This is a genomic window from Alcaligenes sp. EGD-AK7, assembly GCF_000465875.3.
GTDB lineage: Bacteria > Pseudomonadota > Gammaproteobacteria > Burkholderiales > Burkholderiaceae_B > Alcaligenes > Alcaligenes phenolicus.
The window spans coordinates 1,171,500-1,186,589 of the sequence record NZ_AVOG02000001.1; the positions used below are offsets into that span (position 1 = coordinate 1,171,500).

Genomic DNA, 15,090 nt, shown 5'->3' on the forward strand with positions numbered 1-15,090 from the left:
AGGGCCAGATCATGCGTGAAAACCAAGCCATTACGTCTCATGAAACACAGGTACCCGAAAAAACCTATTTAATCTCCAAAACAGACCTGAAGGGGCGCATCATCTACGCCAATCCGGTCTTTATCGAGGTTAGCGGCTACAGCCATGATGAGCTGATCGGGGCACCCCACAATATCGTGCGTCACCCCCACATGCCGGCCGTGATTTTTCAGGATTTATGGCAGACCCTCAAGCAACAACGATCCTGGTCGGGGCTGATCAAGAACCGCCGCAAAGACGGCGGCTTTTACTGGGTGAAGGCCCGCGTCATTCCTTTAATAGAGAATGGCCGCGTCAATGGCTATGCCTCGGTACGGGTACGCGCCCAGCCCAAAGAGATCAAGGAAGCAGAATATCTGTACCACTCCATCCAGCAGCAAGGGTTGCGCGGCTTTCGTCTGCATGAAGGCCAGTTGCAGGCCAGAGGCTGGCGCTCTGCCCTGAACACCCTGCTCCAACCCTTGAACCGCAGCCTGCGCGCCAGCTTGCTACGCTTCGGGATTCTGACGGGCAGCCTGGTGACCTTGAGCGTCGGTTTGCTATTGGGCAGTGGCGCATCCGGCACCTATCTGACCGCCGGGCTGGCCTCGCTGGGGGTGCTCAGTCTGGCGACTCTGGCCTATGGCTGGATTGTGACCCAGCGCATGATGCAGCCCCTGCACAGTGCCACCCATATCGCTCAACAAATTGCGACGGGCAATTTGCTGATCGACCTGAACCCACAACACACCCGTAGCCAGGAAATTGCACAGCTGTATTTCTATATGGACATGATGCGCAAGAGCCTGCTGAGCCTTGCCCGCGATGTGCATCAGGGCATTCAGGCTTCTCTGGATGTATCTACACAGATTGAGGACGGCAACCGCCAACTATCCCACCGTACCGCCGCCCAATCCGGCTCCTTGCAGCGCACGGCCGCGAATATGGAGCAGTTGACCATGAATGTGCAGCAGACCGCGGACAATGCCAGGCTGGCCAATCAGCTGGCCGACCAGAGCCTGTCTACCGCAAGGCGTGGAGGCGAAGTGGTGCAGGACATGGTCAGCACCATGCAGGACATCCACAATAGCTCCGAGCGCATTGGCGATATTGTGTCGATTATTGAAGGGCTGGCGTTTCAGACGAATATTCTGGCGCTGAATGCAGCCGTGGAATCCGCCCGTGCGGGCGAGGCAGGCAAAGGTTTTGCGGTCGTGGCTGGTGAAGTACGCAGTCTGGCGCAGAAAAGTGCGCAGGCCGCCGGGGAAATCAAGAACCTGGTGGAAGACTCCTTGAAGCGCATGGCAACCGGCGCCCATCATGCCAAACGGGCCGGTTCTACCATGGATGAAATCATGCAGTCCGTCTCCGATGTGACGCATCTGATCAGCGAAATCTCCACGGCCTCCAATGAGCAAGCCAGCGGTTTGGCGCAGATTAACGACGCTGTCTCCACCATGGACAGCGATACCAATGACAACGCCGATCTGGCTCGTAATTTGGGAGTGACAGTGCATGAGCTCAGCCGTCAGGCACAAGAGCTGAAACTGTCCATCCAGCTTCTGAATACGGGGTCGACTGGCCGTTCTACCTACGCCCCCGACCCGAATGCCACCCAGGAGCCAGTTCCCTTGCTGAAAGTTGCCTGATAAGAAAGCCGTGGGGGCAAAGCGCTGAGCGTCTCGCTGCCCCGCCCCCTCCTACTCCTGCCTCGATAAGGCAGCGGATTCAGCCCACTCGGGTCAGAAATGCTCTGCCCTGTTTTCCAGGCACGGCCAAGGCGCTGACAGGACGCTGATCTGGCAGGCTCTTTTTAGACCAAACCAAGTAACAGAATCGCGTGCAGGCCTACGCCAACCAAACCGCCCACCACCGTGCCATTAAAGCGTATGTATTGCAGATCCGTGCCCACGGTCAGCTCCAGCTCGCGCACCAGTTGCCTGTCATCCCATTGACGCACGGTGCGCGAGATATGGTCTTTGGCCCCTTCACGTAGTTGCTCGGCCAGGCCCGCTGCTGCGGACAGCATGTGTTCATTCAAGGTTTCACGCAGCGTCGCATCCGTATTCAAGCGTGTCCCCAAATCCTGCGCCACCTGACGCAGATGAGCCGCCACAGAAGAATCCTTTTTGGCCAGATCATTGCGCACAACACGCATCACATCCGTCCAGACGCCATCAATGTACTCACCCACATCTTTATGGTGCAAAAAGCGCTGCTTGATCGCCTCTACCTGCTCCATCAAGTCCGGGTCCTGACCCAGGCGCTGGATATAGTCGTGTACCCATTGCTCGTAATCCTTGCGCAAGGGGTGCTCGGGCTCGCTCAAAATGGTTTGCACTTCATCCACCAGAGCCCGCGCCAGACGGTCGGCCATCTTGCCCGATAACTCGTCTACCGAAGTCACTACCCCGACCATGGCCAGCAGCTTGGGCCACTCCCGCTGAGCGTAGCGCACCAATACATCAGCCACACGCTGTTTGACTGCCTCGTTGGACAAATAGCCACCCAATTGCTGCAAGACTTCGTCCAGCAGGCGCTGGTGTCGGGCATTGCGCGTCAACAAGCCCAGAATCTGGGAGCTGGAACCGGCCATGTCCACCCGCATCAAGTAACCACGTACGCCATCGGTCAGTGCTTGTTTAACGCTGCGCTCGTCCAGCAGGCGCAGAGCCTCGCCCATGGCAGTTTGCAAGGCACGGCTGACACGTTCGCTTTGTTCAGGTTGCGACAGCCACTGCCCCAAACGCGCTGCCGGGTCCAGACTGCGCAGCTTTTCCAGCAACATGGCGGAGTCCAGAAAGTGGTCGCGTACAAAGACGCCCAGGCTTTCACCCAGGCTGTTTTTCTTGTTGGGAATGATCGCAGTATGTGGAAACGGCAGGCCCAGCGGGTGGCGGAACAAGGCCACGACGGCAAACCAGTCTGCCAACGCACCGACGGTGGCGGCCTCGCTAAAGGCACGCAACCAGGGCCAAAATCCGGCAATGGGCGCCGCCTCGCCCTGCCGCATCATGGCGTGGCTTAGCAGGAACAGGCAGATAGTCAGCGCCAGCAAAGCCAATGCGCTGCGCTTCATGCGACGCAGGCGGCGTTCGGGCGAGTCAGGGCGAGAGGATGATGTAGACATTTCCACAGTCTATGCGTAGTTCAATAGCCGCATGCAATAACCTCTTATTGTGAGCCAATCTTGCTGTCCTGCGCAAAACCCCCGCACGAGGAGAAGTGTCATAGTCCTTTCACCTTAAACCACTAGCATGAGCGCTACCCCTACAACTCAGCCTTGGCGCTATTTATCACTATGAGCAAACATATCTCCGACAAGACTGTTCGTAACGCTAGTCAGAACACCCCTTTTAGTGAAATCCTGGAACGAAGCATGACTCGCCGCGCCGTGATGCGCGGTGGCCTGGCAGCCGCCCTGGCCACCATGAGCAGCTTTGGTCTGGCTGGTTGCGATAACAGCAGCACAGGAGGCAATTCCACTGATAACGGCGGCGAGAACCCGAAACCCGGTCCCGGCCCTGATCCGGAACCACCAGCAAGCGTCAAACTGGGTTTTGAATCCCTGCCCACCTCCATGACCGACGGCTGTGTCGTACCTCCCGGCTACATCGCCCATGTACTGGCCCCATGGGGTACGCCAATCAATGACAATGCCCTGCCCTGGGACAAGAACGGCAATAACAGCTCCAACGACTTGCTCAACTCCATGGGCATGCACCATGACGGCATGCACTTCTTCCCTCTGGAAGGAAGCTCTACCGAGGGCTTGCTGGCCGTCAACCACGAATACATTGATGAAAAAGCCCTGCACCCCAATGGGCCGACCCTGGTCAATGGCAAGCGCCCGGCAGAAGAAGTACGCAAGGAAATCAACGCCCACGGCGTGGCCATCATCCATATTCGTCGTACCAATGGCCGCTGGGACATCGTTCAGAACTCGCGCTACAACCGCCGCTTCACCTCGGCCACGGCCATGAAACTGGCTGGCCCTGTGGGTGGCACGGACTGGGTCAAGACCCCCTTCTCGCCCAACGGCACGCAAGTGCGCGGCACCAACAATAACTGCGGTAACGGCACCACGCCCTGGGGCACCTACATCACCGCTGAAGAGAACTGGGCAGCCTGCTTTGTCAATACCGGCATCCGCCCGCCTCATCAGCAGCGTGTGGGCGTGTCGGCTGGTCCCGTTGGCCGCTATCAGTGGGAAACGGCCGCCAAGGATCCTTCGGAAGTCCTGGGGGAATTCGCCCGCTTTAACGTGACCGCAACGGGCGCCAGTGCCACCGAGGACTGGCGCAACGAAGTCAACGGCTTTGGTTACCTGGTCGAGATCGACCCTTACGACCCCAGCAGCATTGCCACCAAGCGCACCTCCATGGGTCGCTTCGCTCACGAAGGCTGCGCTTACAGCAAGCCCGAAGCCGGCAAACCTCTGGCTTTCTACAGTGGCGACGATTCGCGCTTTGAATACGTTTACCGCTTCGTGTCCGAAGCCAACTGGGACCCGAAAGACGCCCAGCGCACGGATCGCCTGGCCGTGGGTGCCAAGTATCTGGACAAAGGCACGCTGTACGTGGCCAGCTTCAAGGAAGATGGCTCTGGCGAGTGGCTGCCGCTAACGGGTACCACAGTGGGCAAGAATGGCCGTACCCTGGCAGACGAGTTTGGCAGCCTCGACGCCATCCTGATCAATACCCGGGGCGCCGCTGACTTTGTCGGTGCCACCCCGATGGATCGCCCCGAGTGGACGGCCACCCACCCCAGCAATGGCGACATCTACCTGACGCTGACCAATAACACCAGCCGCAACGCGTCCACTGGCACCAACCCCGCGAATCCGCGCCTGAACAACGTCAACGGTCACATCATCCGCTGGCACGACGAACCCGGTTCGAACAAGTTCAAGTGGGATATCTTCGTATTCGGCTCGGACTCGGGTGCAGACGCGGACACCAACCGCTCCGGCCTGACCGACCTGAACCAGTTGGCCAGCCCCGACGGCCTGGGCTTCGACAGCCGTGGCATTCTGTGGATTCAGACCGACAACGGCATCGACGGCGGACGCAAGAACAATGTTGCTCGTGCCACCAACGACCAGATGCTGGCCGTGATTCCGGGTGCCTTGGCGGACAGCTCGGGCACCGGCCCGGCCATCAACGCCAGCAACCAGTCCGATCTGCGTCGCTTCTTTGTAGGCCCGAACGAAGCCGAAATTACGGGCTTTTCCATGACGCCGGACCACACCAGCCTGTTCCTGAACATTCAGCACCCCTCGAACTGGCCGGCCTACGACACGCATGACGCCACGGTCGTCAGCATGAATACGGTACGTCCGCGTTCTTCGACCGTGGTGATACAGCGTGCGGATGGCAAGCCTATTGCTGTGTAAACGCAAGGGCGGCTTCGCGGTTTGAATCCGCCAGATTAAGCTTTGGGAAAAAGGGGCCGTTAATTAACTGGCCCCAATTTTTTGTCACAATATACCACTGCATTCAGCCGTCCCTTGCTGATCTTCTCCGTCTACAAGGCCCCTCACACTCTGTACCCACTGGACAGAAAAAGCACGGCATTTTGCTGAAAAAGCATCGTTCAAACAGCACCTTGCCCTACCCAAATAAGCCCGTATGAAGCTCCAACGTCCCAGGCATAAAAACAAAAAACCAAAAAATTTCCCAACCAAGCCCTAAAGAGTTTTTTACCCCTTCCGTTAATAAGTCTGTACAGGAAGAACGCAGTGTGTCGAAAGCGCAGTCAGCCCCCTGGGGCCTAGCAAAACACCAACGCTTTCCTGGGCAAAAGGCGAAACCGTTTCGCCGCTCTACTCAATATTGGGAGTTACCATGTCTGTTATTAATACCAACTACCTGTCGCTGGTTGCCCAGGGCAATCTGACCAAATCGCAAGGTGCCTTGGGTCAGGCTATTGAGCGCCTGTCTTCCGGTCTGCGCATCAACAGTGCTAAAGACGACGCCGCTGGCCAAGCTATCGCCAACCGTTTCACATCGCAAGTGCGCGGCTTGACACAAGCAGCCCGCAATGCCAACGACGGTATTTCCATCGCTCAAACAACCGAAGGTTCGCTGAACGAAATCAACAACAACTTGCAACGTATTCGTGAGCAAGTCGTTCAAGCCTATAACGGCACTAACTCCACAGACGACTTGAACTCCATCAACGCAGAAATTAAAGCCCGTATGGCTGAAATTGATCGCGTTGCTGCAAAAAGTGAGTTCAACGGCACTTTTGTCTTGAATGGCTCGGCCAGCGGTGGCATTAACATTCAAGTTGGTGCCCGTGATGGCGACATCATCAACATCAAAGGCACAGACGCTCGTTCCAGCACCCTCTTGAGTGGTACCAGCGCCATTAACGCCTCCGGTCTGAGCATCACAACCACGACCGTTAGTGGCACTAGCACTAGCACTGTTGCCAGCGGTGCTCTGGCAGAAATCGATGCTGCCATCAGCAAAGTGGACGGTATGCGCTCGGATCTGGGTGCCATTCAAAACCGTTTCGAGTCCACCATCTCGAACCTGAATAACACCATCACTAACCTGTCTGCTTCGCGTTCGCGCATTGAAGATGCAGATTACGCCGTCGAAGTCTCCAACATGACACGTGCGCAAATTCTGCAACAGGCTGGTACATCGGTTCTGGCACAAGCCAACCAGGTACCTCAGACCGTGTTGTCTTTGCTGCGTTAATCTACTAAAGTTGAAGTATCTAAAAGGCGCGTTTTTTCTATTTAGATACTGGATACTTAAATAAGTAGTAGCAACAAAAACCCGGAGTCGATTTTTATCGAATCCGGGTTTTTGTCATTTCAAAAAGAAAAAGAGAATAAAAGCTGCCAGAGAAGTATTGACCAGGTATCGTTCTGCTCAATCCTACCTCTTGGCTTTTAGGCACCCCACGCCTTACGCCACTGCTCTAAAAACTGCCCTTCCAACATCCAGGAGGCAAAAATCTCCGCCTGTAAGGTATCACCACGCTGGGCCAACTGCTCTGGATCCTCTATATGCTTACGAATTTCCTTAACCCACTCTTGAGGGCGATTACGCACAACCGTCACAGATAACCCTGAGTCCCGGTAAGGTTCGATATCGGTCGCTATAATAGGGACACCACAAGCCCCCAGTTCCAATAAGCGCAAATTACTTTTACAACGATTAAACTGGTTAAGCTCTAAAGGTGCCAGCGCCAAATCCAAATTTAAAGAGGCCAGTTTCTCGGGATAATCAGCAATCGGCACACCTTCGTGAAACTCACACACGACATTGTCCGGCTTCATCCCCATAAACACCCACTGAACCTCGTGCTGCAAATCTCGTACCACCGGCTGAATGACCGCCAGATCCCCAGTGTGGCTTGCACCTCCAGCCCAGCCCACCCGCAACTTCTTCCCACTACGGCGGGCCGATTTCAAACCGGACCACCAGGCGGGCAAGAGTCCATTCATCGCGACTCGAACATCGTCATGATAGGCCCTGTATTCATTAGCCAGCTGCTCCGTTGAAACGACCAACCAATCCACCTGCTCAATAGCCCGACGCATCAACTTCAGTACACCCTGACTCATCTGTTTACGGTGAATACTACGGGTAGGGATATTGGGCAAAAAATCATCAAACTCCAAGGCAATCTTAGCGCCCGTGTACTTCCGACACCGTTGAATCAACTCCAGGATATCTGTTTGATTCCACGTGCCCTGCAACACAATCACATCTGGCTGAATACGAACCACATCAAAAAAACTCAAGGCATTAAAAAACAGACTGCCCTCTATCTGTAGCTGATCACTTAATGCCTGAAAAGGATGCAGAATTCGATAATATCCACAACCGAACCAATCCGCATGGACTACGACGACAAGCGGCAGCGGCCTGCCCGGTAAAGGGTCATAAACTCGCGCGCTCTCTTGAGCTAAAGAAAATCCTGGCGAACTTTTACTAAACGCGGGGTGGTAGTAAGGGTCTTGCGCTAAGGACGGCATCCACCGCTCATACAATACATCCACTTGTTTAACGTCCAAGCTGCTCAAAGTACGTTGACTGGGAGCGACTTTTTCAGTTGTCTGGCCAGCCTCTAGAACGGCAAGATGCTCTAAGCCAGTATCAGGCTCTAAGCACAACAAATACCCAGCCTGTATTGCTTTCAGACATAAATCAATATCTGCAAACTGCTGTGGAAAGGCTTGCTCATCAAACCCCCCAAGCTCAAAAAAAACCGATCGTCGTACCATCATGCAGCTCGCAGAGATGGCGCTGGTATTTTGCTGAGCCACCAAGCGATTCATGTAGCCAACGCTTTGGCTAGGGCTACGATGAAAGACCGACTCAACACCTTCCCCAAAACCCAAGGTCATCCCATATTCGCTCACTCCCCGCCCTTGGGGATAATCCAACCGCCCCCCAACCACGGCTACCTCAGGGCGCAGCGCCATACTCAGTAAACGCTCTAACCAATCCTCTCGTGTCGTCGAGGTAAAGGAGACCTCATCGCTTAAAAATAGCAGCACCTCCCCCTTTGCCTGTTGCACAGCCACATTACTGAAGCCCGCCAAACCAGCATTGGGACTGCATTCAACGACTTTGATTAAGTCTGTCGCCCCCTGTACCAAATCGGTAAGAAAGAGACTCAGCTTAGGATCAGAGCTTGCACTTTTAGCCAGGATAATTTCCAAATTGTCATAAGCTGTGTGCTTAACCAAACCTTCCAGGCAATGTTTGATTAAGGGCAGGCTATTACCCAGAGGAAGTATCACACTGACCATAGGCCGCTGCGCAAGCGCATAGTCCACCCTCCACACTCCCTGGGTGGCCGTAGGTTCAACCGTGCCATTGATCCCCATACGCTCCAAATGAAGCTCGGTCAGCAATTTGACTTTCTGGGATATAAGATCCTGGCTACACCAATCCAACAGGCTCTGAGGACTATGCAGCAAAACTTCTTGCACATGCCCAATGGCAGGTGGCCCAGCATGCTCGACCAAACGCCAGAGCCAATCTAAAGTCGCTACCTCCCCTAAGCCCTCCTGCAATCCACCCAAGGTTCTCCAAGCTGTAACACTGAGCACACAAGAGCGACCGGTATAAGGATAAGAACGAAACAAGTCCACACTAAAGTCGGGCTTCAAGAGAACATTCAGCGTTTGCCCCTCCCGCTGAAATGCCTCATCGACATACCAGGCCATGGCCTGAGTGTTTTGTAAAATGGACACCTGCATCTGCAAAAGCGCGTGCGCAAACAGCTCATCACCCGCATGAAGTATCCATACCCAGTCAAGGTCTATTGCCTGGCTCAGCCTACGGTTGAACGCCTCCTGCCACGACACCTTGGGATCCAAAATCTCCAAGCCAATTGCAGCAGTGTCACCATCTGGATGCTGATCACCCGAGCTTGCCAGCCAGATACAAGACGCACTGAAACACTGGGATTGCACACTGTGTAAGGTACGCGATACTTGTTCCTGACTACTCTGTTCGTCAGCAACAATCAGGATGCCAACCCTACACGGCGACGTCTGGGCAGCCAGAATGCTTTTTAATGCGAAAATACGTGCGGCTGTCGGTGTCCGACCCGCTATCCAATTCTCACAGCCCCAGCCTGTTGTCTCGCCTGCTTCGGGATTTTCTTTCCCGGACACATTTCCCATGACCATCGTTCTAACACCAGACACCAAACTCTGACTTTGACTAGTCATTCACCACTCACTTTAAGCTTCCTGGCCCCAAGCCACATTCAACTGATCGGATACGTATTGGAAGTCATTTTGTACTACATTTAAATGCTGCTCTGGCGCCATCACGTCCTCATCCAGCATCGTCATATATGTAGCTACGATCTCGTCAAAATGAGTCTCTAATACCGTCGAACTTGGGTTCAGGCCCGTTACCACACCCAAACCACTTGGGTAAGTTGGAATAGTAAAAACAGTTAGTTCTGGTCGATACTTACGGATAATAGGAATTACTTTCCAAGTATCTCCTAACCAAAAATTGGTTAAACGTTGACGATTAGCACTAATAGGGTCTACAGGATAAATATCATGAAATACAATCACTGTTTTTTCATGTGATTCTTTTTCTATGTTTATGAAATCCTTTAAAGCCTGATCAAAAGTATGCAAACCATCAATAAAAGCAAAATCAAGCAAAGAATGACCCAGCTCTTCTTTAGGATCAAAATCCATAAAAAACTGATCGCTCTCGATTTTAAAAAGCTTACTCCAGGATCGGATATCCTTATTAATAACGTAAGCCGGATCCACGCCAATTGCTTTAGTTGAGGGATTCACATACTGCAAGGAGTTTCCATCTGCAACTCCTATTTCGATATACCCCTCAGGCCGAATGAAATCATGAAAAAAACTCAACCACTTTTGATACACCGGGCCAGTAAAACGTTGCTGTGCACTTTCCATCGCCAACTTGTCACTGACCATCCCTAAAATCTGGGTAGCGTGCTCGTTTCCCGGATCATACATGAGTACCTGCGCGCACATAGCACGAGCCTCTAACAGCTGACCCTGATCCAAAAAATCACGAATTGACACCAAATCTTCTAATAAATCGCTCATATCTTTATCTTTAATATTAAATTGTTTTTGCCTTCGCTCGTTTTTTCTTTTTTATAACCGCAAAAGAATCGCGAAAATCAGCACCAGACGCACGGTCACAGCTATCGTAAAGTCTTACATACTCAATATCAGCAACAATAGCTTTTAAATTTTCACTATTTATATAATTTGAAAAAGAAGGTTTAGAAGATGCGATTTTTCTTAAAATATCTAGCGTCTTAAAATCACCCTGACGCTCTAATAAAACCGGTTGGTAATTTAAATCCTCTATGAAATAAAACCCACCGGGAGCCAAATAAGAAAACAACGTACCAAAAGCTATCTGCTGATGATGACTGGCATGGCTGGCGTCATCAATAATAATATCTAAAGGCAAGTTAACTTTTTTGAGCATTGCCATCAAATCGTCTGTAACGCCCATATCACCTCTGTGAACCTGCACACCAGGGGGGCAGCAATAGCCAGAGAAATCAGCAATATCAAACCCATGTATCTCGCCAGCAGGAAAATAATCATGCCACATGGACAAACTAGGAGCCTGGTTTAATATGCTGGGGCTAATACTTTGGACGTCATGCCGCAACAGGCCAAGCTCTAAAAGAGTAACAGGGCGATTTCTAAGTCCCTGGAGATATTTATCGTATATTTCAGCATACGCATGGGAGTTATAATAAATATCCCCTTTGTCTGATTTATACTTATTTGCCAAAGCATTTAAATAATTATTTCTTCTTTTAAATAAATTTTTATTTAATGAGCCAACACCATCACGACTCGCAGACAAGGCAGAAACCAAGTATGATCTAGAGTCAAAGTCTGCTGCAACGCGCCCCCACTTCCCAGCCTGCCAATCCACCAACGGATTATCTGAAATTACCCCAGGAAATGTACCGTAAGAAAATTGCTTTTTAAAAGCCAAGAAATCAAAAGAAAGCTGATCCCGCTTAGAGTAGGCCAACACATGTTCGAACCACTCCTCGGACAATTCCTTCAAAACAGGATGATGGTGATGCCTCAAGAGCATCCCCCCGGTAATTAAACCATTATTTTCGGGGTAGCCTTGTAATCGATAGGCATCCATTTGCCCTCTAACTGTCTGCTCATCTTCATAAGCGTAAGCAATAACAGCTTCCGCTTCTTTATAAATACAATTACGAGGATGAGGAAAACAAAAAAAAGAAAAATCAGTCTGAGATGCGTATACGTCAAAAATATCAGCAGGGTCGGTTTTAAAAACTAATGAACTGTCTATATACAAAGAGCAGTCATAGCCTTCCAGATACTTATGAGGCAATAATTTCGGCCTTCTAGACTCACGATGTGAGTCTAGAAACCCTTTTTCCAGAGCAACAACTGTCCACCAGTCAGACGTGAGACTCTCATCATCTGTGAAGCAAATCCGATCAATACTCGGGTCGCTAAAACTGCAATTTTGCTCCGCAAGGCAAAACCCCTTTGTTGCAACGGTATAAACCACCTTACGCATAAAATGCCTTGAACTCTGATAAGAAATAAAAACTATTCGATTACACTGAAGATAAGTAGAGCGCGTGAACAACGCCACCAAGCAAAACTCGTAGCTTTCAATCACAGCAAAAACTGATATTCCAGCTCATTGCTGGCCTGCCCCCACTCTGTCTTAACTAAAGAAGCCCGGATGCGGGCAACCGCCTGGCTACGCAACTGCGACACTCGACCCTCGGTTACGCCCATAACCAATGCAATTTCCTTTTGATTTAAGTCTTGTTCAAATTGCAAAGAGAATAATATTTTTTCTCGCTCGGGCAAGGCGTCGATAGCCTCCATTAAGGCGACCCGCAACCCCTGAGAAACAAGTTGGTTGAGAGGATTATCAAAATATGACGCCTCGGGGTCTCCATCCTCCAAGAAACTGAGCGCGTCGCCCCCCTCCACCTTGCGAGCCAGGTCTTCGTAATGAATCACCTGAACCCCAGAGGCCTCCTCCAGCAAACTTTGAAATTGTTCCAGGCTGATATTCAGGGCCTGGGCAATCTCCGGCTCAGAAGGCTCACGTAACAAACGGTGTCGCAACGTACTGATCGCTGCCTCGATTTGTCGACTCTTGGTACGCACACTGCGAGGCAGCCAGTCTTGGCTACGCAGCTCATCAAGCATGGCTCCCCGTATCCGCGTAATCGCATAGGTCTCAAACTGAGCGTCGGCTAAGACCTGATAACGTCGCACTGCGTCAAGCAACCCCATCATGCCCGCCTGCATAAGGTCATCCAGCTCCACGCTGGGGGGCAAGCGCACCGCCAGTTGTAAGGCCTGGCGACGCACTAGCGGAGCATATTGCTCAACCAGAGAGTCTTCAGAACGAAACATGAAAATGAGAAATCCAAAATAGGGTACCTTATTGTGCAGCTCCTCTCACGGCGACATTCTCTAGATAAAGCCAACTTTCGCCTGCCTGTTTCCGTATTTGACTGCCCTCCCCACACAAAAAACAATCAAAAAAAAACTAAAGAAAGCGGTTAAGCCGTCGTTACTATTCGGTATTTTGTACATCAATCTCACAGGCACGCGGGTGTAGCACGCTCGCCACTATGGTCTGTTATCAAGAACACCCTCTGGAGAGATCGAATGACCCATCCAGTTTCGTCAAACACTACAGCTTTGTTTAGTACACAGCCGTCAGACGACGCCCTCCTTAACAGGGCCCGCCCGACAGTTCAACCGAGCAGCGTCGAAGTCAGGCTACACAACAACGGATCAACGCCACCTTTGGCCCAAGTCGGCATGACCAGTACCCTAGATGAGTCACTGGAAAATCTGAATGCCAGTATGGAGGCCTGGGCGACCGGGATGCGATTCGATATGGATGAAGATGCACAGCGACTTGTCGTATCAATTATTGACAGCAACACCGGAGAGGTCCTACGCACAGTACCATCCGAAGCAGTAATCCAAGTGGCTAGGATGATCGTTCAATTACAAGGCACCATGATCAACACTCAGGCTTAGCGCGAACCATCAAACTAAGGACTAAAGTTCACTTTATCGGGCCTTTCTAATTTGCTTACTTAAGGCACAATTACCTAAACATTGAGGCGATTATGGCTACTATTTCTTCTATTGGGGTGGGTTCTCAACTCCCCCTTAACACCCTACTCGATAACTTGCGTAAGGTAGAAAACGTTCAACTTGAGCTTATTCAAGCCAAGATCGACGCAAATACGAACCGTATTTCAGCTTATGGCAAGCTAAAGAGTGCCATTACGAACGTCCAGTCCACAGCAGAGACTCTTAGCAAGGCACAGACCTACGGTGCCGTAAAGACCAATGCAAGTAGTGACGCCGCGACCGTAAAAGGCATCAGCCATGCTTCACCAGGACACTACGAGTTAACGATTGATCACTTAGCCAGTGCTCAGACCCTGACAATGACGGCTCAGTCCAGCCGAACAGACGCATTGGGTAACGACGGCACAATCACGATTACCTTGGCCAACGGCAAAGAACACACCTTGGACCTGAGCGGACAAGACACTTCTTTACAAGGCATTATGAAAGCCATCAATGCCTCCCCAGACATAGGCGTGACTGCCACCATCATTAACAACGGGAATACCACTAATCCTTATCAGCTTCAGCTAAACGCCCGTGACACAGGCGAACAATCTGCGGTCAGCAAAATCCGGGTTCAAGGTAACGAAACACTAGAAAACCTACTTTCCTTCACCTCTGAAAACAGCACAAATGACGATAACGCACCACTAGGGGCTTTATCCGAAAAAGCGGCCACTGACGCACAGTTCACGCTAAATGGCATCACTATTCACAGTGCTAAAAATGTGCTGAAAAACACTGTAGATGGGTTAGAAATCACCCTGAACAAGGTCAGCGCAGACCCTATTCTCATCAACGTAGAGCGTGATAATGACGTTACGACGAAAGCTATCCAAGACTTCGTCTCAGCCTATAACGCCCTTAACGATACTGCGAGGAACCTGACCGCCTACAACGTCGAACAAAAAACCGCCTCGGCCTTAACCGGTGACTCGATTGTCCGCCGTGCTCAAAATAGTCTACGTAAAGCCATAGACCAAAACGTAGACCAGGGGCAGTTACGCTCTCTCAATAGCATTGGGATTAGCACCGACCCCAAAACAGGCAATCTTGTCATCAATAGTGAACGATTAAATGCGGTACTAGCTGAAAAACCAGCAGAGGTCGAAAGCTTTTTTGGTGGTGCCACTGGTTTAGGCGCACGAGTCCACAAAGCCGCCGACGAATACGTTAAAAGCGACGGCTTCATTGATAACGCTCAAGCCGGAGCCGAGCGAACCAATAAAACACTGGACAAGCAATACCTTGCCACCGAGGACCGGATTGAAGGCAAAATTGAAATCTTGCGCAAACAGTTCCAGCAACTGGATGTAATGGTTAATCAGATGGAGGGCATCAGCAGCTACCTTACCCAGCAGCTCTCCATGCTAGGCAACACCAAGAGTGGTCAATAACCC

At 51.6% G+C, this 15,090-nt stretch carries 10 protein-coding genes; 5 read left to right on the plus strand and 5 right to left on the minus strand.

Annotated features, from left to right (window positions below; genetic code table 11):
• Positions 1 to 11: 11 nt before the first annotated feature.
• Positions 12 to 1,667 carry a methyl-accepting chemotaxis protein gene (locus tag N879_RS05525; RefSeq protein WP_021446811.1) on the plus strand — a complete coding sequence of 552 codons (1,656 nt, stop codon included), beginning with the start codon at positions 12 to 14 and terminating at the stop codon, positions 1,665 to 1,667.
• A 164-nt stretch (positions 1,668 to 1,831) separates the two neighbouring features.
• Here the strand turns inward: N879_RS05525 and N879_RS05530 are convergent, their stop codons facing one another.
• Positions 1,832 to 3,148 carry a DUF445 domain-containing protein gene (locus tag N879_RS05530; RefSeq protein ID WP_021446812.1) on the minus strand — a complete coding sequence of 439 codons (1,317 nt, stop codon included), beginning with the start codon at positions 3,146 to 3,148 and terminating at the stop codon, positions 1,832 to 1,834.
• Positions 3,149 to 3,397: 249 nt separating this feature from the next.
• Between N879_RS05530 and N879_RS05535 the strand changes: the two genes are divergently transcribed.
• Both N879_RS05535 and N879_RS05540 read left to right on the plus strand, forming a co-directional pair.
• Positions 3,398 to 5,413: a PhoX family protein gene (locus N879_RS05535; protein ID WP_009458332.1), complete on the plus strand. Its 2,016-nt coding sequence runs from the start codon at positions 3,398 to 3,400 to the stop codon at positions 5,411 to 5,413.
• A 451-nt stretch (positions 5,414 to 5,864) separates the two neighbouring features.
• Positions 5,865 to 6,728 (plus strand): flagellin N-terminal helical domain-containing protein, encoded by an 864-nt coding sequence (locus tag N879_RS05540; RefSeq protein ID WP_021446813.1) that lies wholly within the window; start codon positions 5,865 to 5,867, stop codon positions 6,726 to 6,728.
• Positions 6,729 to 6,925: 197 nt separating this feature from the next.
• On the opposite strand, the gene N879_RS05545 is transcribed toward N879_RS05540, so the two are convergent.
• The 4 genes from N879_RS05545 to N879_RS05560 all read right to left on the minus strand — a co-directional run bounded on the left by N879_RS05545 (position 6,926) and on the right by N879_RS05560 (position 12,949).
• The gene (locus tag N879_RS05545) at positions 6,926 to 9,727 is read right to left on the minus strand and encodes a glycosyltransferase (protein ID WP_021446814.1); all 2,802 of its coding nucleotides are present in this window, start codon (positions 9,725 to 9,727) and stop codon (positions 6,926 to 6,928) included.
• Positions 9,728 to 9,739: 12 nt separating this feature from the next.
• A complete protein-coding gene (locus N879_RS05550; RefSeq protein WP_009458055.1) occupies positions 9,740 to 10,603 on the minus strand; it encodes a class I SAM-dependent methyltransferase in 864 nt (287 codons plus the stop codon).
• A gap of 16 nt (positions 10,604 to 10,619) precedes the next feature.
• Positions 10,620 to 12,089: a glycosyltransferase domain-containing protein gene (locus tag N879_RS05555; RefSeq protein WP_021446815.1), complete on the minus strand. Its 1,470-nt coding sequence runs from the start codon at positions 12,087 to 12,089 to the stop codon at positions 10,620 to 10,622.
• A 101-nt stretch (positions 12,090 to 12,190) separates the two neighbouring features.
• Entirely contained in the window at positions 12,191 to 12,949 is a 759-nt protein-coding gene (locus N879_RS05560; protein WP_009458057.1) for an RNA polymerase sigma factor FliA, read from the minus strand.
• A gap of 480 nt (positions 12,950 to 13,429) precedes the next feature.
• On the opposite strand from N879_RS05560, the gene N879_RS20755 reads away from it, so the two are divergent.
• Both N879_RS20755 and fliD read left to right on the plus strand, forming a co-directional pair.
• Complete coding sequence (locus N879_RS20755) at positions 13,430 to 13,588, plus strand: flagellar protein FlaG (RefSeq protein ID WP_235484256.1); 159 nt, start codon at positions 13,430 to 13,432, stop codon at positions 13,586 to 13,588.
• 92 nt (positions 13,589 to 13,680) lie between these two features.
• Positions 13,681 to 15,087: a flagellar filament capping protein FliD gene (fliD, locus tag N879_RS05570; protein ID WP_009458059.1), complete on the plus strand. Its 1,407-nt coding sequence runs from the start codon at positions 13,681 to 13,683 to the stop codon at positions 15,085 to 15,087.
• Positions 15,088 to 15,090 lie beyond the last annotated feature (3 nt).

Bases quoted from the DNA above. Each gene is read 5' to 3' on its own strand.
- N879_RS05545 (WP_021446814.1), bottom strand. From the start codon at position 9,727: ATGACTAGTCAAAGTCAGAGTTTGGTGTCTGGTGTTAGAACGATGGTC.
- N879_RS05560 (WP_009458057.1), bottom strand. From the start codon at position 12,949: ATGTTTCGTTCTGAAGACTCTCTGGTTGAGCAATATGCTCCGCTAGTG.
- N879_RS05540 (WP_021446813.1), top strand. From the start codon at position 5,865: ATGTCTGTTATTAATACCAACTACCTGTCGCTGGTTGCCCAGGGCAAT.
- N879_RS20755 (WP_235484256.1), top strand. From the start codon at position 13,430: ATGCGATTCGATATGGATGAAGATGCACAGCGACTTGTCGTATCAATT.
- N879_RS05555 (WP_021446815.1), bottom strand. From the start codon at position 12,089: ATGCGTAAGGTGGTTTATACCGTTGCAACAAAGGGGTTTTGCCTTGCG.
- N879_RS05550 (WP_009458055.1), bottom strand. From the start codon at position 10,603: ATGAGCGATTTATTAGAAGATTTGGTGTCAATTCGTGATTTTTTGGAT.
- N879_RS05530 (WP_021446812.1), bottom strand. From the start codon at position 3,148: ATGTCTACATCATCCTCTCGCCCTGACTCGCCCGAACGCCGCCTGCGT.
- N879_RS05535 (WP_009458332.1), top strand. From the start codon at position 3,398: ATGACTCGCCGCGCCGTGATGCGCGGTGGCCTGGCAGCCGCCCTGGCC.
- N879_RS05525 (WP_021446811.1), top strand. From the start codon at position 12: ATGCGTGAAAACCAAGCCATTACGTCTCATGAAACACAGGTACCCGAA.
- fliD (WP_009458059.1), top strand. From the start codon at position 13,681: ATGGCTACTATTTCTTCTATTGGGGTGGGTTCTCAACTCCCCCTTAAC.